The organism is Sinanaerobacter chloroacetimidivorans, assembly GCF_018128545.1.
Classification (GTDB): domain Bacteria; phylum Bacillota; class Clostridia; order Peptostreptococcales; family Anaerovoracaceae; genus Sinanaerobacter; species Sinanaerobacter chloroacetimidivorans.
The window spans coordinates 17,873-39,903 of record NZ_JAGSND010000019.1 but is presented as its reverse complement, the minus strand read 5'-3'; the positions used below and the strand labels follow the sequence as shown (position 1 = coordinate 39,903).

General features: G+C 43.7%; 21 protein-coding genes and 1 riboswitch. Of the genes, 2 read left to right on the top strand and 19 right to left on the bottom strand.

Going from position 1 to position 22,031, the window contains the following annotated elements; genetic code table 11:
- Positions 1–3: 3 nt before the first annotated feature.
- From KCX82_RS19270 to msrB, 4 genes are all read right to left on the bottom strand, one after another.
- Positions 4–342: a Smr/MutS family protein gene (locus KCX82_RS19270; protein WP_227020123.1), complete on the bottom strand. Its 339-nt coding sequence runs from the start codon at positions 340–342 to the stop codon at positions 4–6.
- Between the two features lie 45 nt (positions 343–387).
- The gene (gene thpR / locus KCX82_RS19265; protein ID WP_227020122.1) at positions 388–921 is read right to left on the bottom strand and encodes an RNA 2',3'-cyclic phosphodiesterase; all 534 of its coding nucleotides are present in this window, start codon (positions 919–921) and stop codon (positions 388–390) included.
- A 19-nt stretch (positions 922–940) separates the two neighbouring features.
- Complete coding sequence (locus KCX82_RS19260; RefSeq protein ID WP_227020121.1) at positions 941–1,966, bottom strand: transglutaminase-like domain-containing protein; 1,026 nt, start codon at positions 1,964–1,966, stop codon at positions 941–943.
- A 183-nt stretch (positions 1,967–2,149) separates the two neighbouring features.
- Positions 2,150–3,118, bottom strand: coding sequence for a peptide-methionine (R)-S-oxide reductase MsrB (msrB, locus tag KCX82_RS19255; protein ID WP_227020120.1), 969 nt, complete (start codon positions 3,116–3,118; stop codon positions 2,150–2,152).
- A 217-nt stretch (positions 3,119–3,335) separates the two neighbouring features.
- Here msrB and KCX82_RS19250 point away from each other — a divergent pair, with 217 nt between their 5' ends.
- Positions 3,336–4,109: a hypothetical protein gene (locus KCX82_RS19250; RefSeq protein WP_227020119.1), complete on the top strand. Its 774-nt coding sequence runs from the start codon at positions 3,336–3,338 to the stop codon at positions 4,107–4,109.
- 28 nt (positions 4,110–4,137) lie between these two features.
- Here KCX82_RS19250 and pflA read toward each other — a convergent pair whose 3' ends face one another.
- From pflA to KCX82_RS19175, 15 genes are all read right to left on the bottom strand, one after another.
- Positions 4,138–4,839 (bottom strand): pyruvate formate-lyase-activating protein, encoded by a 702-nt coding sequence (gene pflA / locus KCX82_RS19245; protein WP_227020118.1) that lies wholly within the window; start codon positions 4,837–4,839, stop codon positions 4,138–4,140.
- Positions 4,839–7,070, bottom strand: coding sequence for a formate C-acetyltransferase (pflB, locus tag KCX82_RS19240; protein WP_227020117.1), 2,232 nt, complete (start codon positions 7,068–7,070; stop codon positions 4,839–4,841). The genes pflA and pflB overlap by 1 nt, the downstream gene beginning before the upstream one ends.
- 125 nt (positions 7,071–7,195) lie before the next feature.
- Positions 7,196–7,278, bottom strand: a riboswitch (ZMP/ZTP riboswitch).
- A 197-nt stretch (positions 7,279–7,475) separates the two neighbouring features.
- Complete coding sequence (gene aroF / locus KCX82_RS19235) at positions 7,476–8,489, bottom strand: 3-deoxy-7-phosphoheptulonate synthase (RefSeq protein ID WP_227020116.1); 1,014 nt, start codon at positions 8,487–8,489, stop codon at positions 7,476–7,478.
- Between the two features lie 6 nt (positions 8,490–8,495).
- Positions 8,496–9,269, bottom strand: coding sequence for a tryptophan synthase subunit alpha (gene trpA, locus KCX82_RS19230; protein WP_227020115.1), 774 nt, complete (start codon positions 9,267–9,269; stop codon positions 8,496–8,498).
- A complete protein-coding gene (gene trpB / locus KCX82_RS19225) occupies positions 9,262–10,446 on the bottom strand; it encodes a tryptophan synthase subunit beta (protein ID WP_227020114.1) in 1,185 nt (394 codons plus the stop codon). Before trpB ends, trpA begins: the two co-directional genes overlap by 8 nt.
- On the bottom strand, positions 10,433–11,053 hold the full coding sequence (locus KCX82_RS19220; RefSeq protein WP_227020113.1) for a phosphoribosylanthranilate isomerase: 621 nt from the start codon (positions 11,051–11,053) through the stop codon (positions 10,433–10,435). The genes trpB and KCX82_RS19220 overlap by 14 nt, the downstream gene beginning before the upstream one ends.
- A 39-nt stretch (positions 11,054–11,092) precedes the next feature.
- Positions 11,093–11,935: an indole-3-glycerol phosphate synthase TrpC gene (gene trpC, locus KCX82_RS19215; protein WP_227020112.1), complete on the bottom strand. Its 843-nt coding sequence runs from the start codon at positions 11,933–11,935 to the stop codon at positions 11,093–11,095.
- Complete coding sequence (trpD, locus tag KCX82_RS19210) at positions 11,932–12,951, bottom strand: anthranilate phosphoribosyltransferase (protein ID WP_227020111.1); 1,020 nt, start codon at positions 12,949–12,951, stop codon at positions 11,932–11,934. The genes trpC and trpD overlap by 4 nt, the downstream gene beginning before the upstream one ends.
- Positions 12,948–13,523 carry an anthranilate synthase component II gene (locus KCX82_RS19205; protein ID WP_227020110.1) on the bottom strand — a complete coding sequence of 192 codons (576 nt, stop codon included), beginning with the start codon at positions 13,521–13,523 and terminating at the stop codon, positions 12,948–12,950. Before KCX82_RS19205 ends, trpD begins: the two co-directional genes overlap by 4 nt.
- On the bottom strand, positions 13,520–14,989 hold the full coding sequence (trpE, locus tag KCX82_RS19200; RefSeq protein ID WP_227020109.1) for an anthranilate synthase component I: 1,470 nt from the start codon (positions 14,987–14,989) through the stop codon (positions 13,520–13,522). The genes KCX82_RS19205 and trpE overlap by 4 nt, the downstream gene beginning before the upstream one ends.
- A gap of 397 nt (positions 14,990–15,386) precedes the next feature.
- The gene (locus KCX82_RS19195) at positions 15,387–16,565 is read right to left on the bottom strand and encodes a DUF2812 domain-containing protein (protein ID WP_227020108.1); all 1,179 of its coding nucleotides are present in this window, start codon (positions 16,563–16,565) and stop codon (positions 15,387–15,389) included.
- A complete protein-coding gene (locus KCX82_RS19190; RefSeq protein WP_227020107.1) occupies positions 16,562–16,879 on the bottom strand; it encodes a PadR family transcriptional regulator in 318 nt (105 codons plus the stop codon). Before KCX82_RS19190 ends, KCX82_RS19195 begins: the two co-directional genes overlap by 4 nt.
- Positions 16,880–17,014: 135 nt before the next feature.
- Entirely contained in the window at positions 17,015–17,839 is an 825-nt protein-coding gene (locus KCX82_RS19185; protein ID WP_227020106.1) for an undecaprenyl-diphosphate phosphatase, read from the bottom strand.
- 67 nt (positions 17,840–17,906) lie between these two features.
- Positions 17,907–18,887, bottom strand: coding sequence for a carbon-nitrogen hydrolase family protein (locus KCX82_RS19180; protein ID WP_227020105.1), 981 nt, complete (start codon positions 18,885–18,887; stop codon positions 17,907–17,909).
- Between the two features lie 119 nt (positions 18,888–19,006).
- Positions 19,007–20,386, bottom strand: coding sequence for a sigma-54 interaction domain-containing protein (locus KCX82_RS19175; protein WP_227020104.1), 1,380 nt, complete (start codon positions 20,384–20,386; stop codon positions 19,007–19,009).
- A 230-nt stretch (positions 20,387–20,616) separates the two neighbouring features.
- Between KCX82_RS19175 and KCX82_RS19170 the strand changes: the two genes are divergently transcribed.
- Entirely contained in the window at positions 20,617–21,990 is a 1,374-nt protein-coding gene (locus KCX82_RS19170) for an MATE family efflux transporter (RefSeq protein ID WP_227020103.1), read from the top strand.
- Positions 21,991–22,031: the final 41 nt, after the last annotated feature.

Below are 22,031 nucleotides of genomic sequence, written 5' to 3'. Positions count from 1 at the left end.
CTTTCATTTTATCAAGACTATGGTTACACCCTGGTTCCCATCTATTTTTCTTTGAACCTCCGTCAAAGACGGGCAGACATTGATGAAATCCCGTTTTCTTTCAAACCATTGCTCTCCTCCGCAGTAGGCCCTGACGATGCCTTGCAGACTGGATTCCCGCAGCTTGCTCCGTACCGCGGCTTTAATGCTGCCTCCAACCCCGGAGGAACCATATCCATGAACCAGTACTACCGCCTTGCAGCCCTGCCCTTTACAAGTTCCAAGCTGGCTCACCAGGGTCCGTAATGCCGCATCAACACTGGGACTGCCATACTCTAAATTGATTTCTCTTATTTTCTTCATTCACTTAGCTCCTTATCCGACAGTTCCTGCTCTGATAAACCTTTCTTACAGATCTTTTGCATAAATCTCCGTGTAAGTAAGCTTTCCGCTGATCCTTTCCGATTTCATCAAGCTTACTTTTGTTACCTGCATTTCTCTGTTCTGTGCAAGCTGTTTATATTTTTCCATATCCTGATGCGTTTTCAGTATCACTTCACGGCCCAGTGTCAGATGCGGTGTAAATTCTCTGTCTTCAATTTGAAAGCCTGCCTTTCTCAATTCAGAGGAAAGCAGGCTGTTGATAGACCCTAAGGATTGATTTTTTTCCACATCTACCCAATAGATATCTCCGCCTCTTCTTTTAAATTTACCGAGGCCTCCGATGGTTATGGAAAAGGGTTCTTCTTTAATCCGATTCATGGCAGATTTTATCAGTCCCAATTGATCCGTACTGACCTCTCCGATAAAGACCATGGTAAGGTGTAAATTATTTCTCAGCGTAAAATTCCCTTTTTCTGCTGACTGTTTGAACTCTTCTATCAAATTCATCAAATAGTTTTTTATTTCTTCATCAAAATTGATTGCAATAAATAATCTCATAGCAACTCCATTTTCCTTCTTAATTTAAGGATAATATTTTTGCGGTTTCATTTTCAACTTCATCCGGAACTTCCCCGATTTTCCACCCGGTTGATGTTGTTTCGATATAAAAGTAGCGGACCCCGTCCACCTCATAGTAAACCCCCCTGACATTTTCATCTCCCTTGAGGCCGACTGCCATATGATTCGGGAGCTGTATCAGCACAGTATCATAACCCAGTTCCCTTAATAAGGAAGCCAGCAGAATCGCACTGTCTTCGCAGTCTCCGCCTTCATCTGCAAGGGTTTCCAGAGGAAATTTCGGATATTCATCGTATCCGGTCCCTACAATATCGCTGACGTAATTTAAATTCTGTACAAAGCAGATGATATTGTTTATGATATCATATTCGGAATAATTTTCTTTTTCTGCTGCTGATTTAAATTCCTCTACCAGCGCCTCCAGATATTTATCATCTGCCGTATCCTTTACATAATAGCTGTAATTACTGATTTCCTGCCGGTCCACTGTTTTGTAAAAATCACAGGCAGACTTCGGAATTTTCATCATATAAGACCACTGCCTGTCTCCGTAGGTCCAGGTAAAGTTCTTTTCGATCAGTTCCTGAGGGATGTCCTGGCCGGTATCAAATTCATTTCCGGAAGGATCGGATGAGACCGGCGAATCGGAGTCCGATACCACAGGCTCAATAAAGTTCTGCGGCAATTCACTTTCAAAGGCCCCCCGCATTGAAAAAAAGGTAATGGCACAAATAATCATAATGATAACAAAGAGCAGAACTTGATTATTTTTAGCATAATTCCTTTTTTCAGCGCTGTCTTTTGTCTGTTCTCTTACCGCAGCAGCAGGGAAAATCTGAATACCGTCAACATTAATACAGCAATCCAGAGTATCCGACCCGGTGAGATACACCTCTACCCTTTCTGAGTTATTGTTTGCATCGGTAAGAAAGCCTGTTAATTTTCCATTATCAGACCCCTTGTTTTGATCCTGCAGGATACTATTAATAAAAAGGCGTTCTCCTTCTTGGCCTTCATTTCTCACTAATATACGATTTCCTTTGTATATTACTTCAAAATCCTGAAAGCAAGGTTTCCCATTCAGCAGCATTGCTACTCTCCACTACATTAATAATAGCATATTTAAAATGATCGCATCATTTTCTTCTATATTGAAGCATTATACATTATAGCAAATTTTACTAATGAATCAAACCGTTTCTTTTGGTTATTCCTCCAGAAGGGAAAGATATTTTGCGTATCCTTCCTCCGCCATTTTATCCTTTGGTACAAATCGCAGAGAGGCGCTGTTAATGCAATATCGCATCCCCCCGAGTTCCATCGGACCGTCTTGAAAAACATGTCCCAAATGTGCATTTCCCACTCTGCTTGACACTTCATCACGAACCATTCCGAGAGACCTGTCTTTTCTGCTCTTCACCACTCCCGGATCGATGGGTTTTGAAAAAGACGGCCAGCCGCAGGCCTCAAATTTATCCTTTGAAGTGAATAAAGGCTCACCTGTTGTAATATCAACATAGATACCTTCTTCATAATGATTCCAGTACTCATTGGCATAAGGAGCTTCCGTAGCATGCTTCATGGTAACATCATACTGTAATGGGGAGAGCTTCTCCTTCAGTTCCCCATCGGAAGCAGCCTGATAGTCCATTGGATCAACGATAGAGTTTCTGGCCAAATCAAAGTGTTCTGCTCCAATGTGGCAATAACCGCCGGGATTTTTATTCAAATATTTTTGATGATATTCTTCAGCCGGGGAATAGTTCTCCAATGGTTTCAATTCCACTGCAATGGGCTTTTGATATTCCTTTTGCAGCAGATCCAGGGATTGCCTGATGACGGGCTGATCCTCAGGATCCACATAATAAATACCTGTACGGTACTGGCTTCCCACATCATGACCCTGTCTGTTCAATGCGGTAGGATCGATTACTTTGTAGTACAGGGACAACAGCCTGGTGAGGCTTAAAACAGCGGAGTCGTAGATTACTTTTACCGTTTCAGCATGACCGGTGTTGGAATAGCAAACCGCTTCATAGGTCGGACACTGAGTTCTGCCATTGGCATATCCAACTTCTGTCTCAAGAACCCCTGAGATTTCATCCAGGAATTTCTGAAGTCCCCAGAAACAGCCGCCGGCTAAATAAATTTCTTTTCTGTTTTGTTCAGACATCATATTCACCTTCCTTACCTTTCTCTGCAATTCGACGGGAATATTGAAATAGCAACCGGATGAAACCGGCTTTATGGTTTATTATACCCTCAGAAAATAATAAGAATCTTATACTTTCTGCAATCTATATTTTTTTGTGTAAAGTAACACAAACATTGAAACGTGAATATACTGACCTTGAAAAGAAATAATTAAAAGACCGGTTAAAGGAGGGAAATATATGAGTTGTTTCGGTGGCAACATATCGCCGGACCTCTTTCAAAAATGCTGCAATGCAAACCAGCTCTGCGAGTTTAGCGGAAATTTAAAGGACGTAGTATCTGAGCCCATCTTTGTTCAGAAGGTATACGATGCTGTTCTTTTTAATCTACAAGGGCTGAAAACTGTGACAAATCAATGCTTTTCACCAGCCATTCCAAAGGGTCACAGGCTGAGAAGAGTCATAGACATTCGCTGCAAGAGGTTCTTTAACCCGCTGAATGTGGAAGATCCGTCAAACCTTACTTTAGATGTAAACACCACGATCTCAGGTGCCACGTTTATTCAGGATGCGCACTGTGAAGAGGTGAAAGTTGTTGGTCCAGACGGAACATTTTCCGAAAAGGTGCTCTTTGCCGATACAGATGACTGTGATGAACAGTGTAAAGGTACCCCAATATTCGGCACACAAAACATCGCCATTTCCGGCGACGTTCTGGTAACTATGGATTTACTGCTCAGTGACAGATCCGACCGAGAGGTTGTATTCACGGTCTGTGCGAACGTAAATATCGCAGATTGCCGTACTCCGTTAATACTGACTAATTTCTTCGAGTTATGCATGCCTTCAACGAGAAACAGTGCATTCTTACCACGTTTCAGTGAATTCTGCAATCCAGCTTGTGAAACAAGACTGGCCACGAATAACATAGGAAGAGACCTTATTTTATGCCCGGACGGCACAATAAAGGCAAATTTGATTATCGCTCTCTGCGTAACGTGTGAAAAGCAATGATATAATAGTATGCTTCTTGCAGAAAGACTCACACTCCAAACTTAAGCCGGATCTCTTCTATTGCACTATCCGGACATTCATCACATTGTTCCAGGAGAAAAGGGATGCCTAAAGCTTTGTACTTTACAGTACAAAGCTTTTTAAACGGCAGGAATTCTATTTTCTTGAAATTCGATAATCCTTCGGAGATTTCCATAATCTCTGCCAAGGATTCTTCTCTGTTGGTAAGTCCCGGAACCACCACATGCCGAATCCATAGAGGAATTTTCATGTCTTCCGTAAGCCTGAGAAATGAAAGTACCTTTTTCATGTCTGCCTTGCAGTATTTTTGATATTCTGCCTCACTGGAAAACTTGACATCGCACAAAACCAGGTCGGTTCCTTCCAAAACAGTTCGTGCACCTTCCATAGAGCCGATTCCGGAAGTATCCAGAGCAGTATGAATGCCGGCATTTTTCAGCTTTGCAAAAAGCGCAGCAACAAACTCCCATTGAAGCAGGGGTTCTCCCCCTGAAACGGTTACTCCGCCTTCCTTCCCGAAATACGCCCGATAGCGCATTATTTTCTGAAAGACTTCCTCAACGCTGTACGCCCTGCCCTCCGGAGTCCAGGTGTCAGGATTATGGCAGTAAACACATCTTAAGGGGCAGCCCTGCATGAAGATGACATAGCGGAGCCCTGGGCCGTCTACCGCACCCATACTCTGAAAAGAATGTATAATCCCTTTCATTACATTGCCTCATGGAAGGTTCTTGAAATGACCTCCTGCTGTTGTTTTTGGGACAGCTTATGGAAATTCACCGCATAGCCGGAAACACGGATGGTGAGATTCGGATATTTTTCCGGATATTCACTTGCTTCTATCAAGGTTTCCCTATTTAAAACGTTCACATTGATATGGTGGGCATTTTGGCTGAAGTAACCATCTAAGATGGAGACCAGATTTCCATAACGTTCCTCAGCGGTATGGCCTAGTGCTTGGGGTACGATGGTAAAGGTATTGGATATACCGTCCTTACAGATATCATAAGTCAGCTTGGCAACGGAGTTCAATGAGGCCAGTGCACCATTTTTTTCCCGATTATGCATTGGATTGGCCCCTGGTGCAAAAGGTTCTCCAGACCTTCTGCCGTCAGGCGTTGAGCCGGTCTTTTTCCCGTATACAACATTGGAGGTGATCGTAAGGATCGATAAGGTATGTTCTGCATCCCTGTAAGTTTTCTGTTTTTTCAGTTCCGCTGCAAATAGCCGTACCTGTTCTTTGGCAATGCTGTCTACTTCATCCTCATCATTTCCGAAGGCAGGATACTCACCGGTTGTCTCAAAATCCTGAATCAGACCAGTCTGATCCCGGAGGACTCTGACCTTGGCATGTTTTATTGCGGAAAGGGAATCTGCAAGTACGGACATTCCGGCTACGCCAAAGGCCATAAAGCGATGTACTGCAGTATCATGGAGAGCCATTTGAGTCTTTTCGTAGGCATATTTGTCATGCATATAATGGATGATATTCATGGCGTTTACATAGGTTTTCGCCAGCCATTCACGATAGAAAGCCATGGATTCCAAAACTTGGTCATAGTCCAGATATTCGCCTTCATAAGGCTTTTGATAAGGAGCCACCTGCTCTCCGTTCATTTCATCACGGCCCCCATTCAGACTCATCAGCAGCAGTTTGGCAAGATTGGCCCTGGCTCCGAAAAACTGCATGTCCTTTCCCACTTTCATGGCGGAAACACAGCAGGCAATTGCATAATCATCCCCGAATCCCGGACGCATCACATCATCATTTTCATATTGAAGAGCATCGGTATCACAGGAAACCTTCGCCACATAACGTTTGAAGTTATCGGGAAGGGCGCTGGACCACAGTATCGTTAGATTTGGTTCCGCGGATGGTTCCAGGTTATATAACGTATGGAGCAAACGATATGAACTTTTGGTAACAAGAGTTCTTCCGTCTTCCCCCATTCCTCCTACTGCTTCTGTAATCCAAAGGGGATCGCCTGCAAATAGTTCATTGTATTCGGGCGTTCTTAAATGCCTGGCCATTCGCAGCTTCAGTACAAAATCATCAAAGAGTTCCTGCGCTTCCTGTTCCGTCAGGATTCCGTTTTTCAGATCCCGCTCCATGTAAATATCCAAAAAGGTGCTGACTCTCCCCAGGCTCATAGCTGCACCGTTTTGCTCTTTAATAGAGCCCAAATAACCGAGATAAAGCCATTGAACCGCTTGTTTTGCGTCCTCCGCAGGCTTGGAAATATCGAAGCCGTAAAGAGCAGCCATCTCTTTTAGCTTCTTTAAAAAAGCGATCTGCTGGAACAGTTCTTCCAGTTGACGGATGGTTTCTGTATCCATGGCCTGGGTTCCCAGCTCCTGCTTGTCTTTTTCTTTAAAATCAATCAATACATCCACACCGTAAAGAGCCACTCTCCGATAGTCTCCAATGATTCGTCCTCTTCCGTAGGCGTCGGGCAATCCGGTGATAATGCCGCAATTACGTGCTGCTTTGATATCCTCATTATAAACACGAAATACTCCGTCGTTGTGGGTGGTTCTGTACTTGAATTCATTTTCCACCTTTTCCGAAAGATGATAGCCATAAGCCTCGCATGCCCTGCGGGTCATATTGACTCCGCCGAAGGGATTCACGCCTCTTTTTAACGGCGCATCGGTCTGAAGTCCCACAATGATCTCAAGCTCCTGGTCCAGATATCCAGGCTTATAGTTGGTAAGGGAGCTGACTGTCTGGGTATCAATATCAAGAACCCCTCCTCTTTCCCTCTCCTGATCAAGCAGGAGATTTAATTTTGCCAACAGTTTTTCAGTACGCTCGGTAGTTCCCGTTAAAAAGTCCTCATTTCCCTCATAGGGCGTATAATTCTTCTGAATAAAATCCCTTACATCAATTTCTTGTTTCCAGTTTCCATCGTTAAAATTTTCCCATGCAGCGTAATTCATCACAATCTCCTTCCATTTACACAAAATACCTGGCTTTATCACCCTGCTCTTTTTTATTCTTTGTCTGCTGAAAATGAAACGATGACAAATCTGAGAATAAAAAAAGAGCAACATTCGGTAAAACCAAATATTGCCCAGACGGTCGGCTAAACTGAGACATTCATTCCCCTGTGGTTACCCACAATTATCCGTCAGTAATGAAGTCTGATTATTTATGACTTGATTATAGTATAGGAAACTGTAATCTGTCAATGATCTAATTTAACCAATATTTATTTTTTTTGTCCCTTTTCCCATTTGAATAGAATGTTAGCGATCGACTATCAATTGGGTTGTTAATTAATTGTCAATGCCTATATCATATACCGGAATGGACAATTTGTCAATAGTTTAACAACTCTATTTTTATATTAATTTTCCTTCGAATTCCGCCCTTTTTCTGATATCAATCATTAACGCTTCGAATTGTTTTAAATCCAGCGACTGTTTCCCGTCAGAGAGCGCTTCCGAAGGATTGCTGCTGGTCTCCACCATTAACCCATCTGCACCGACAGCAATGGCCGCCTTGGAAAGCGGAGCCACCAGCCTTCGGATTCCGGCTGCATGGCTGGGATCTACGATAACAGGCAAATGGGTTTTTTCCTTCAGTAAAGGTACAGCGGACAAATCCAGGGTATTTCTTGTCATGGTTTCAAAAGTCCGGATACCTCTCTCACATAAAATCACCTGCTGATTTCCCTCAGACAGGATATATTCCGCACTCATCAGCAGCTCTTCGATGGTATTTGCCAGGCCTCTTTTCAGCAGTACCGGTTTATCGGATTTTCCTACTTCTCTTAAAAGATCAAAGTTCTGCATATTTCGGGCACCGATCTGGATCATGTCAATGTAATCCATCAAGGAAAGCTGTGTCTGATTCATAATTTCCGTCACGACGGGCAGTCCGGTTTCCTGTTTTGCTTCAAGAAGCATTGCCAGTCCTTCCTCCTGAAGACCCTGGAAGGAGTATGGAGAGGTTCTGGGCTTAAAAACACCTCCTCTTAAAACGGCTGCGCCGCTGGCTTTCACAGACTTTGCCACTTCCAGAATCTGCTCTCTGCTTTCCACCGAACAGGGGCCGGAAATCACGGTAAATCTTCCTTCTCCGATAAAGGTATTTCCCGCCTGCACCAGAGTCGCCTGAGGATGCACCCGCCTGTTAACGGCTTTATACGGCTCCTGAATCCGCCTTGCAGAAGCAACGATATCATTGGATTCTGCCAATTCATCCGGGTCTAAATTTCCCGTGTCCCCGATGAGGCACAGGATCGTCTCTTCCCCATTTCTGTTCAGTAACGCAGCAAATCCGTCCGCTTCCAGCCTTTGCACCAAATCTGCTATTTTGTATTCGGGAGCTTCCGGTGACAATACTAATACCATAGGGGATCACTCCTTAATCGCATCTTTCATGCTTTTTACATAGTCATAGATATACGGCCCTGCCTCCTGCCCGTACTGCTCAATGATTTTTACAATGGCGCTGCCAACGATCACGCCATCTGCAAACTGCGCAATCTCCTTCGCCTGATCCGGCGTATTGATGCCAAATCCGACCGCAGCGGGGATGTTTCCGGCTTTCTTCGCCGAATGGAGGATGCTTTTCAGATCTGTCTTTATTTCGCTGCGCATCCCGGTGACCCCCATGGAGGACACCACATAAAGAAAACCTCTCGCTTCTGCCGCAATATCCCTGATTCGTTCTTCTGAGGTGGGGGCAATGAGGGAAATGAGATCTACCCCATATTCTTTTGCTGTATGGAAAAGCTCATCCTTTTCCTCGTAGGGCAAATCCGGGATAATGATACCATCTACTCCAAGCTCCGAGCATCGGGAAAAGAAAGCTTCATAACCATAATGAAATACCGGATTCAAATAGGTAAGAAATACCAAGGGAATATCGGTCTTTTTCCTGACGGAAGCTACCAGCTGAAAGATGCCGTCGGTAGTCGTCCCTGCCGACAAGGCCCTGATGTTTGCCTCCTGAATCACCCTGCCTTCTGCAACAGGATCCGAAAAGGGGATGCCGATTTCGATAAGGTCAGCACCGCCTCTGACCATCTCCAAAATAAACTCCTCACTCTTTTCCAGCGTCGGATCTCCGCCGGTAAGAAAGGCGATGAATGCCTTGCCTTTTTCAAATGCTTTTTCTATCTTACTCATGAATATTCACCCCTTTATATCTGGCTATCGCCGCTACATCCTTATCTCCTCTTCCGGAAAGGCAAATGATGATAATTTGGTCTTTTACCATTTCCGGTGCTATCTTTTTTACATGCGCTACAGCGTGTGCGCTTTCAATGGCACAGATGATCCCCTCTGTCCGTGCCAGATACTCAAAGGCTTCCACAGCTTCATCATCCGTCACCGGTACATACTCCGCCCTCCCCGTATCATGAAGGAAGGCATGTTCCGGTCCGATACCCGGGTAATCAAGCCCTGCGGAAATAGAGTACACAGGTGCGATCTGACCATGATCATCCTGGCAGAAATAGGATTTCATGCCGTGAAAGACTCCCGGTTTTCCCTTCGCAATGGTGGCGGCATGTTTCTCCGTATCGATCCCGTGGCCTGCAGCTTCGCAGCCGATAAGACGAACGCCTTTATCTTCAATAAAGTGATAGAATAATCCCATGGCATTGCTTCCTCCCCCGACGCATGCCACTACCGCATCCGGCAATTTTCCGGCTTCCTCAAGGATTTGCTCTCTCGCTTCTTTACCGATGATTTTCTGGAAATCACGCACCATCATAGGGAAAGGATGAGGCCCCATAACCGAACCCAAAACATAGTGGGTATCGTGCACTCTCGCGGTCCATTCACGCATGGTCTCGTTCACCGCATCTTTCAGTGTCATGGTACCGCTTGTAACCGGGTGTACTTTCGCACCCAGAAGCTCCATTCTATAAACATTCAACGCCTGGCGGTCCGTATCCTCCTTCCCCATGAAAATTTCACATTCCATTCCAAGAAGGGCGGCAGCCGTAGCAGTGGCCACTCCGTGCTGTCCTGCGCCTGTTTCTGCAATAATTCTCGTTTTACCCATTTTTTTAGCCAGCAAGACCTGACCCAAAACGTTATTTATTTTATGAGAACCCGTATGGTTCAGATCTTCTCTTTTGAGATAGATCTTTGCTCCGCCCAGATCCTCGGTCATCTTTTCCGCATAGTAAAGAAGAGAAGGACGACCGGCATATTCAGACAACAATTTGGACAGCTCCCGCTGAAACTCCGGGTCGTTTTTGTAATAATCATAGCTCTTTTCCAAATGAATCATTTCATTCATCAGTGTTTCCGGAATATATTGACCTCCGTGTTTCCCATATCTACCTTTCGTCATTTCGAACCCTCCTAACGACTTCCAATATTTTATTTTTATCCTTTTTGCCTTCTGTTTCCACACCACTGGACAAATCCACCGCATATGGATTCACCAGATTGATTGCCTCTTGAATATTTTCAAGAGATAAGCCCCCGGCAAGAAAAAACGGAATGCTTGATGTCGGCAGAAGGCTATCCTCGATAAGTTTCCAGTTGAAACTTGTTCCGGTTCCTCCGGCTCCATGATCCAGCAGCAGGTAGTCGGCAGAGGTGCTCAAAGCGGCGTTGATATCGCTCGGGAACTCTACTTTTACAGCTTTTATGACCGGAAATGGCGCCAAATTCTTTAGTTCCCTGATATAGTCTTCATCCTCACCTCCATGCAATTGTGCCATATCAATAATCCTGTCATTTAATAAACGTGCTACCTGATCCATAGGTGCCTTCACAAAAACCCCAACTGCTTTTACATTCGGGTGCAGCTTTTTTCGAAAGTGTTCAGCCTGTTCTCTGGTGATCTTTCTTTTGCTCTCCGCAAAGACGAATCCGATGTAGTCGGGCATGCCCTCATTGACATACTCGATATCCTCCTGCCGGAAAAGGCCGCATATTTTAATCATTGTCATAACGTCCACCCCGCAATTCATAACGCTTCACCCTTAAGTTCATAACGCTTCACCCCGCAGCCGGAACAGCTCCTCTTTCTTATTGCTGCCTCTCATCAAGGTTTCTCCGATAAGAACTCCGTTGACTTTGCTTGCTTTCAGAAGTGCGATATCCGCTGCTGTTTTGATGCCGCTTTCCGATATAAAGAGAATATTTTCAGGGATCTTGCTGCGTAGTCTGATGCTGGCGGAAAGATCCACCTCGAAGGTTTTCAGGTCTCGGTTATTGACCCCGATGATTCTCGCACCGGCTGACAGGGCAGAATCGACTTCCTCTTCCCGGTGAGCCTCCACCAGTGCAGAAAGCCCCAAACCATGAGCGATATTCAAATACTCCTTTAACCTGTCGGTATCCAGCAGGGCGCAGATCAGCAAAACCGCCGATGCCCCCAGTACTTTCGCTTCATAAATCTGATAAGGATCTATGGTAAAATCCTTTCTTAAAACCGGAATGCCTACTTCTTTGCTGATCTCTGTCAGATACCGGTCCTTCCCCAAAAACCAATAAGGTTCCGTCAGAACAGAAATGGCCGCGGCGCCGGCTTCCTCATACTCCGCCGCAATTTTCAGGTATGGGAATTCTTCATCTATAATTCCCTTGGAAGGAGATGCTTTTTTCACCTCACAAATAAAGGAAATTTCTTCACCTTTCAAAGCATTTTCAAAAGGAAATAGGATGCTTGATAGCTGAGATTCAGGACGGCCGATGATATCCTTATGATCATGCGATTTATAAAAAAGTGCTTCCGCCTCTGCCCGAACCTGGGCCAATGGAAGCTCCCGTTTTTTTTCTTCTATCCGCTCTGCAGTTTTTTCTGCGATTTTTTTGAGAATGTCCGTCATGATAATACCCCATTGGAAAGAGTCATAAATTTCTCTAGTTGATTGAATGCAGCTCCGCTGTCAAGAAGCATTTCCGCCAAAGGAATGCAGGTTTTAATGGAATCGCCTTTTCCGGCGATATAAAAAGCCATAGCCGCATTCAGCACGATAATGTCGCGCTTTGCCCCCTTTTCTTTCGCTTTTAATATATTTAACGTAATTTCAGCATTGTCAGCGGCATCTCCCCCCAACAGGTCTTCCGGCCTGCATGGTCGGAATCCTATTTCCTCGGGAAGAATCCGGTAGCTTTTCAGGTTGCCGTTATCAATCTCCATCACCTTGGTTTCACCGGTTAGAGTCGCTTCATCCAAGCCGTCTGAGCCATGGATCACCAGCCCTCTTTTCACTCCGAGATTGGAAAGCACCTGAGCAAGAGGCTCTACCAGCTTCTCATCATAAACACCCATAATCTGAAGATTTGCACCGGCAGGATTGGAAAGAGGTCCAAGTACATTAAAAATAGTTCTGATTCCGATTTCCCGGCGTACCGGTGCGGCATATTTCATGGAACTGTGATAGGCTTGCGCAAACATAAAGCAAAGACCGATTTCATCCAATAATCTTCCGCTTTGTTCCGGAGTCAGATTGATATTGACTCCGAGTTTTTCCAGTACATCCGCTGCGCCGCTTCTGCTGGATACGCCGCGATTGCCATGCTTTGCCACCGGAATACCACCGGCGGAAACAACAAAAGCTGTCGTTGTAGAAATATTGAATGTTCCGGCTTCGTCTCCGCCGGTGCCCACAATATCCATGACATCAAAGCCGGGTTGAATGCGCAGGGCCTTCTCTCTCATAACCGCCGCACAGGCAGTGATCTCACTGATACTCTCCCCTTTCATTCTCAGGGCCGTAAGAAAGGCTGCAATCTGAGCCTGGGTCGCTCTCCCTTCCATGATTTCTTCCATGGCCATTTTCGCTGTATTGTACTCCAGATCTTCCCCGGAGATTGCCTGATAGATTGCTTCTGTAATCATTGTTTTACACCTCCTAAAAAATTTTCCATGATCCTTCTTCCATCCGGTGTCAGAATGGATTCAGGATGAAATTGCAGTCCGTATACTTCATATTCTTTATGCTTTACGGCCATAATTTCGCCGTCATCGGTTCTGGCTATGATTGCAAGCTCCTGTGGCATGGTTTCTTCCGCTGCCGCCAAAGAATGATATCTTGCTCCTTTGATGGTTTCCGGCAACCCCTGAAAGATCGGGCTTCCGGTATCTATTTTTAATGCCGATTGTTTTCCGTGCATAAGTTCCTTTGCGTAGGAGACGACAGCACCGAAGGCCTCACAGATGGCCTGATGACCCAGGCATACGCCGAATACGGGCACTTTCCCTGCAAAATACCTGGCTGCTTCTACACATACCCCGGCATCCGATGGCTTTCCAGGACCGGGTGACAGAATGATGGAATCCGGATTCATCGCTTCGATTTCCTCCAGGGTATATTCATCATTTCGGATTACCTTGATATCTTCATGGATGGATCCGATAAGCTGATATAAATTATAAGAAAAGCTATCATAGTTATCGATCAGTAAAATCATAAGTCCATTACCTCCTGGGATTGTTTCAGCGCATTCACCACAGCCTGGGCTTTATTGATGCACTCCTGATATTCTGTTTCCGGTACGCTGTCTGCTACAATACCGGCTCCGGAGCGGACAAAGACCTTTCCGTTTTTCTTATAGGCGATACGAATTGCGATGCAGGTATCCATATTTCCGGTAAAATCCAGATATCCGATGGCTCCGCCGTAAATTCCGCGTTTATTATTTTCCAACTCATTGATAATCTCGCAGGCCCGAAGCTTCGGCGCTCCCGAAAGGGTTCCCGCCGGCAGCACGGCGTCCACTGCATCCAGAGCATCTTTATCGTCCCGAATGATTCCTTTCACGGTAGAACCGATATGCATCACGTGGGAAAAGCGCTCTATGGTGAGATATTTCTCTACCTCCACGGAACCAAAGACACTGATTTTGCCAAGATCGTTTCTCCCAAGATCCACCAGCATATTGTGCTCTGCAAGCTCTTTGGGATCCGAAAGCAATTCCCGTTCCAACTCCATGTCTTCTTCCTCCGTCTTTCCTCTCGGCTTAGTCCCTGCCAGGGGGAACGTATAAAGAGTTTGATTCTGAAGCTTTACCAATGTTTCCGGAGAGGCCCCCGCAATCTCCATGTCGTCACTGGAAAAGTAAAACATGTAGGGAGACGGATTGGTGGTTCTCAGAATCCGGTAGGCATTCAACAGGCTCCCTTCGAAATCAGCCTCCAGACGGTTGGATAATACCACCTGAAAAATATCTCCCTCTTTGATATACTGCTTTGCCTTACTTACCATATAGCAGTATTCTTCTTTGTTGAATAAAGACCGGAATTCCGAACGAATCCTGGCAGGTAATGATTCCTGAGGGGTTTCTGATCGAATCAGCTTTACCATGTGTTCCAATTCCATAATTCCTTTGTTATATTCCGTTTCCAGGTTCTGTGTTTTAATATTGACGATTAAGATAATTTTCTGTTTTAGATGATCAAAGGTGATGACTTTATCAAACAGCATGAGATCTACATCCTGAAATCCTTCCTGATCCTGTGCATCGAGATTCAGAGACGGCTCACTGTATTTGATATAATCATAGGAAAAGTATCCTACAAGCCCGCCTGTAAAAGTGGGGAGATACTCAAACTTTGGGCTTCTGTTTTCTTCAATGATTTGTTTGATATATTCTCCCGGTCGGCTTGTTTCAATGGTGATTTTTGTTCCTGCATTCAGGTTCACAACTCCATTTGTACAAGTGAGCTCCAGTTTGGGATCATAACCTAAAAAGGTATATCGGCCCCATTTTTCCGCATTTTCAAGACTTTCCAGCATATAGCAGTGGCGACTTACGGTTTTGATGATCTTCAGCACCTCAATAGGAGTTTTGACATCTGCGTAAATTTCACGGCTGAGAGGAATGACTTTATACTGATCTGCTAGTTTTTTGGTTTCTTCTAAAGTTGGTCTGTACATCTTCTTTTCCTCCTGTTTTTATGATGGTTCTGTCGGCCGGCAATTTATTTTTAAATGCAAAAAACCCGTCCCCAACAGAATTCACTGTCAAGGACGAGTTCATAATCAAAAACCCGCGGTGCCACCTTGCTTTGTGGATCGTCCACACGCTTTACAGGATACCATCATATCCCCGGCAACTGACGTATGCCCTCACGTCACAGAATACTCAAAGCGAATCGCTTCTTTGACTGCGCCCTCCGTGGTCCATTTAACAAGCTGCGTTCTGCCAGGCTCTCATCATCCCCGGCTCTCTGTGAGTGCACGATTTGTTTTTATCTCCACATCATCGGTTTGTTTGGTGTTATTTAATTTTGTTTATTATAATCTTCATCTACGTTTTTTGTCAATATAATTTTCAATTTTTTTTATTTTCAAGCAGTGGCAGGATATCCTCCGCCGTTTTCCACCCAATATATCTGAAATAAAATACTTCTCTCCCTCTAATTGCAAAGACCTGTGTCATCTGGTTTTTTTCGGAGATATAGACTTTGTCGAATCCTTTGAATACTGCTTCTCTCACAACATCATCGGGATCATACACATATCTTTGGGTCAAATCCTGCAGCAGCGATTCTGCCATCTTTGGGATGAGCAGCCGATAGTATTTTGAAGTGATGCTGGGAGAATATTCCCCGCTCAGATCTTCCCACATTTCGCCTTTCATTAAGCCGTGTTCCCGGACTTCATACTGAACCGGAGCTAATGGACTCCAATCATAAACTACCTGATTGTTGAAGTCGAGTCCGTCCTCCGTAATGTATTCGTCACGGGTAAGACGGGGGTCATCTTCTATTTCCGCCAATCTGACCACCTGCAGGTTCACCGCTTCCTCGGGAAGAGCAACCTCTTTCCATGCAACCATATCATAAATAGGCAGTATGATACACAAAACGGCTGTTAAAAGAAAGAGTGCCGAGATTCCGCCATTCATCAAACGGGCTTTTTTCCAATCCTCCTTATGGTTGATGGACCTCCCTTCCGACAAGGCTTGCTTTAATGTCCGAACGGCAAAATAATTACGGATCACCGTAAAGCAAACGTACAATTCCACCGTTAAAAGCAGGGTCTGCTGCAGAATATCCCCTTCCACCATAAGAAGTACAGGCCACTCGCTGATCAGGTACATTCCCAGTATCATGGCTGCCATTAAGAGCACAGCGAAAATGACGATGACCACATTCCGCTTCAGCAGACGGTCCAAATCTCCTAGAGTATAGCTCTGCTCGGCAGGATCTGTATGAAGTTCAGGGCTTCCGGAATCCTCAGGAGAAGAAAATATATAAAAGTTTTTGTAAACGGCTGCCAGAGCCCAGCCACAGTCCTGATAAAAATCCAGTTGATCTATAGTAGGAGCATGTTTCAGCACATCAATACGGTATTTTATATCCTTTGGTTCCCCTTTTTCAAAATGGGCAAAACCACCTCTAATTTTCTGCAAATGCAGCCCCAGCTTTGCCATGTCGGAAAACCAGCTTTCGTTACGTCCTATAGCCCAGATATCATCCAGAATGACCCTTTTTACAGTCTTACTCATTGATCTAAGTCCCCTTTCATAAAGCTTCCATCCTGTACCATAGAGACTAAGCGTTTATATTCCTCCTGCAATGCAGATTTTCCCAATTCTGTGATGACATAGGTTTTTCTTCTTCCGTCATCATGAATGATCTCTACCAAGCCGTCCTTTTGCATTCTGGTCAGGACTCCGTATAGTGTTCCCGGTCCCATGCGAATACGACTGCGGGAAACCTGTTCAATGGTATTCATCAGCTGATATCCGTGATTAGGGTGAATTAACGCAAGCAATACGTAATACATTGCTTCCGTCATGGGTCCTCCTGAATAAGGCATACATTCCCTCCATATTATGCAATGCGATATATCGTATAACATAATATTAGGTGCCATAAATCATTTTGTCAAGAGAAAAGAAAAAATCACCCCGATTTCTCCGAGGTGACCTTATCACTATCATTTTTTACTTTTTTAACCCTGCAGATAAAAATACAGAATAACGATGATCCCCAGTACAATTCGGTACCAGCCGAAAACCTTGAAATCATGTTTCTTGATATATCCAACCAGGAACTTGATGGAAAGGATAGAAATGATGAATGCCACTACCATCCCCACTATCAATATAATCAATTCTTCACTGGTAAAAGTCAGACCGAATTTTACTATTTTAAGCAAGCTGGCGCCAAACATTATGGGAATTGCCAGAAAAAAAGTAAACTCAGCGGCAACGGTTCGGGAGGTCCCCAACAGGATTGCACCGATAATGGTGGCTCCTGACCTTGACGTCCCGGGAATCAGGGATAAAATCTGAAACACGCCGACGAGCAAGGCAGTTCCATAGGTAAGCTGAGATAAATCTTTGATTCTAGGTCGCCTGTGTCTGTTTCTGGACTCTATAACGATAAAGAGGATCCCATACAAAATCAATGTCACGGATACGGTTTGATAATTGTAAAACATCTCATCGATGATATCATCATACAGCAGCCCGATAATTGCTGCAGGGATACATGCTGCCAGAATTTTTGTCCATAAAATCAGGATATCTTTGTCGAGCTTTAACCGGGGTTCCGTTGAAAAAGGAATGAGTTTTCGCCAGTAAAGTACCACTACGGCCATAATGGCACCTAGCTGGATGACCACAAAGAACATTTCCATAAACGCTTCCGACATATTCAACTTCAAAAACTCATCAACCAAAATCATATGGCCGGTGCTGCTGATCGGCAGCCATTCCGTGATTCCTTCGACAGTTCCCAATATAATTGCTTTTAAAATTTCGATCCAGTCCATTATCTTAATCTCCTACCCTTTTTGTCATTATGCTTTTAAACACAAGTGTTATTATAGCATATTTTTGCTATTTTGTATTGGCATTCAAAAATTCGATCAGATTTTCTTCCAGTCTTACAGTATCAAGCATATCACCTGTACTTTTGCCGATTTCCAGAAGGCCTATTTCTTTTACCTGATTTTCATATTCCTGTATATTTCCCGGTGCTTTTGTGAGGGCTGTATATAAAGGTGCATCCAATATATTGTTGCTGTAAGGCATTGGAAAGGCATATTCATAGAGATGCTGCAAGTAGTGATCCATAAAGATAGTTCCATAAATCCTGCTGCGTGCAACCAAGTCAAGATCCAGCGTAATGGTTGCAACCGTCTCCTGAGTTCCTGCTTCCCAGAGTAAATGACCTTCAGGGTTCATGACCAGGGAGTTCCCGTATAAACTGGTACCTCCAAAGAAACCCACACCGTTGGTTGACACAAGAAATGCTTGATTTTCAAGAGCCCTTGTATAATGAACAGGCTTATTAAGGTGATACAGCTCCTCCGGATCCATTGTCAATTTCACTAGCACCTCAGCACCCATCAGCGTCTCATTTCTGGAAATTTCGGGGAAATTCAGGTCATAGCATATTTGAACCCCAACCTTTGTCTGCTTTTCAGGGATATCGAATACAACATACTCTCTGCCCGGTAATGCTCCGTCTTCTGCAGGTCTCCAGGGAGCCATCTTTCTGTATACTGCCAGAAGTTCTCCCTTGGGATTAAATATCGGAGCAGAATTATAAAACCCTTCCTCTTTCTTTTCATACATGGTTCCAGGAATAAAATAAATCTGATGTTTTTTCGCGATTGCCGCAAGATATTTGGTAATGGGGCCAGGGATCTCCTGAGGGGTGAAATATCCTATCCCTCCCTCCACACCGACAATCAATTCAGGTCTGTGATACGAACCCATCAGATCATTCACTTTCTTCTCAATGTAATTCAAGTTCACTGCAGTATCTTTACTGACCGGCATCTGAATAATACCCACATTTAAAAGTCTTCCCATGTTTTCTTTTCTCCTTCCATTTTAACGTATATTGTTTAACAGATATTTCTTTACGCAATATCTATGCCAATCACTATACCGATGGAAATGGAAAAGAGCGCAGATCTTATCTGAAGTACTTAAGTAATTTCCAGCGTATTAAGCTTCTGATGAAGCATCTGCCTCGAAATACCCAGCACCCGCGCAGCTTCTGTTCTGTTGCCGCTGCAGTATTTAAGCGTATTTATAATGGCTTCTCGTTCGGCTTCTGATTTTATCTGATCCAGTGTTTTCCGATAAAATGGCTTTGTTTCTAACACAGGCGCCTCAGCGTGAGCCGCTATAAAATCTTGAATATGTTCCATTTTAATGATCTCGTCGTAGCATTTATTCATGGCACGTTCCAAAACATTATGAAGTTCCCTGACATTTCCCGGCCAATCATAGGAATAAAAATAATCGATTACTTCTTTGTCTATGCCCATTACCTTATGAGAAGCCCTGCCAAGGGTGTGATTCAATTCACCCAGAATATGTGACGATAAAAGAGGAATATCTTCTTTCCTTTGTCGCAGCGGGTCAAGGATAATCTCAAATACATTCAGACGATAATACAAATCCTCCCTGAATCTGTTTTCCTCCACCAATTTTTTTAGAGGTTGATTTGTAGCCGCTATGATACGTAAATCGATGGGTGTGCTAAAGTCTCCGCCAACTCTGGTTACTTCCTTTTCCTGAATTAGCCGCAATAATTTTGCTTGTAAATGGTAAGGAAGCTGGTTGATTTCATCCAGGAAGAGAGTTCCTCCATTAGCAAGCTCCGCCTTACCCCTTTTCCCGCCCTTTTTAGCACCGGTAAAGCTTCCGTCTTCGTATCCAAATATCTCAGATTCAAAAAGTTCTGAAGGAATTGCCGCACAGTTTATTTTTACAAAATTTCGAAGGCTTCTGGTACTGGCTTTATGAATAGAATGAGCGACCAATTCCTTCCCGCAGCCGGTTTCTCCCTGGATCAACACTGTTGAATTTGTTTTGGAAGCTTCAGAAATTTCAAATTTTAGCTTATTGGTACTGGTGCTGTTTCCTATAATATTTTCTATGGAATATTTCGCTCCGCGGATGGATCGAAGTTCCTTTTTATAATAATTCAACTCGTTGGATAATTCCTGTACCTTATCCAGAAAACCATGGAGAAAACCAGCATTTTCAAATACATCGTATTCAAAAGCGCCAATGAATTCTCCGTTTTTAAAAAGCGGAAAGCCGTTGCTTACAATGGTATATCCTTCTACGAAATAAACCTCACCGATCTGTTTCTTTTTGCTTTGCAGAATCTTATAAGTATTATTTGTCGGAATGACGTTCCGAATTGATTTCCCAATCACCTCCGATAAATCCCGATACCCGATCTGCTTCACAAGGGAGTCCGCCATAAAAACGATCTTCTCTTCCGCATCGATCACTAAAAAACCATCAATATTATCTAAAATCAATTTAAAGTCTTCGTTAATGTCTATCATTCCGTACACTCCTCTTTCTTGATGCGGATATTATAGCAGACAATCCAGCGTGTGTAAAATAAATTTGACTCTGTAAATTTTATTTTACACTATATTTTAAAAATTTTATATCAAAAACCCACAAACTTGTCCCTTTTAGTTCCTAATCTTGTTTCTTCCTTGTTAAAATGCATTGGCATATATATTGCTCTTAACATATTCCAAACTTTATTGTGAGGAGGTTCATATGCATGAAAAACGAATTTGAAAATGATTTACTGAGTGTAGAAGAGCGAAAACTGGGGACAAAGAAAATAAGGCCTTTATTCTTTGCCTATACGATCTCTGCTGTTTTAGGCATGGGAATGCAGATGGTTATGGGAATTGCAGATGGTTTCTTTGTCGGAAACGGAATCGGCCCGGTCGGCTTAGGCGCGATAAGCATCGTATACCCATTCTGGATCATCGCAATTGCTTTAGGTACTATGATTGGTGTGGGATCATCCACCCTGGCCGGTATAAAATTGGGACAGGGAAAGAGAGAAGAAGCAAGAGCAGTAGTAGGCCAATGTTTCTGGTATTCAAATTTCTTTTCTATTATCGTCACGGTACTTATATTGATTTTTCTGGAAAAAATTTTAATTCTATTCGGCGCTCAAGGCGAAATTCTGAACACTGCAATGCAATATACAAAAGTGTTTATGCTCGGATTTCCTTTCTATGTGACTGGGCTGCAGCTGTTCTATCTTATCCGTATCGATGAAAAACCAGGATTGGGTTTACTCATTCAGACGGTTCCTGCCGGCATTGCTCTTATTGTAGAATATTTACTGATTTTTGAGTTGGATGCAGGAATCACCGGATCTGCCATCGGCGCCTGGATCATCACCTTAGGCTCCTGGTACTTATTAGTGCTTCATTTTATTTTTGGGAAAACAGTATTAAAGATAAAAATGAAGGACATGAAATTAAACTTAACCAACATAAAGGAAATGCATAAAATTGGATTTGCAGGCTTTATTATTCAGGTATCACCTACCGTTGTTACAATTGTAATCAATAATCTCATTGGCATTTATGGCAAGGAATCCGATTTTGCGGTGTATGGCGTCATGAACGCGTACATTTTGTACATATTGACTTCCTTCACCAATTCCTTCGGATTTGGCTTGCTGCCTATAGCCAGTTACAACTACGGAGCGAAGCAGTTTGCCAGAGTTAAGGAAGTTTTGGTCATCTCGATAAAATATACCATTTGCTTTCTCATCATCTGTGTTGCTGCAATTTTTATTTTTGCTGATCAGATTTTGACATTCTTTATCGGGCCGGTGCCTGAATTGGTTGAATCAACAAAATCTGCCATGTATCTGTTCATTCCTTTATTCCCTCTGGGAGCTATGACTTTAATTGCCTCAAATTATTTTCAAGCGGTAGAGAAGAATGGAAAAGCCATCATCAACAGTCTTACGAGAAATATCATATTCATTCTTCCGCTTTTATTTATCCTGCCAAGGCTGCTGGGAATGGCGGGCATTTGGATTTGCCAGCCCTTAGCAGATTTCATGTCCTGTATCGTCGCCGTTTATTATCTGATGAAAGAAAGGAATGAATTGCAAAGAAAATAAGATTGATGCATGAAACCATCCAAATATTGGCATACTTCTAT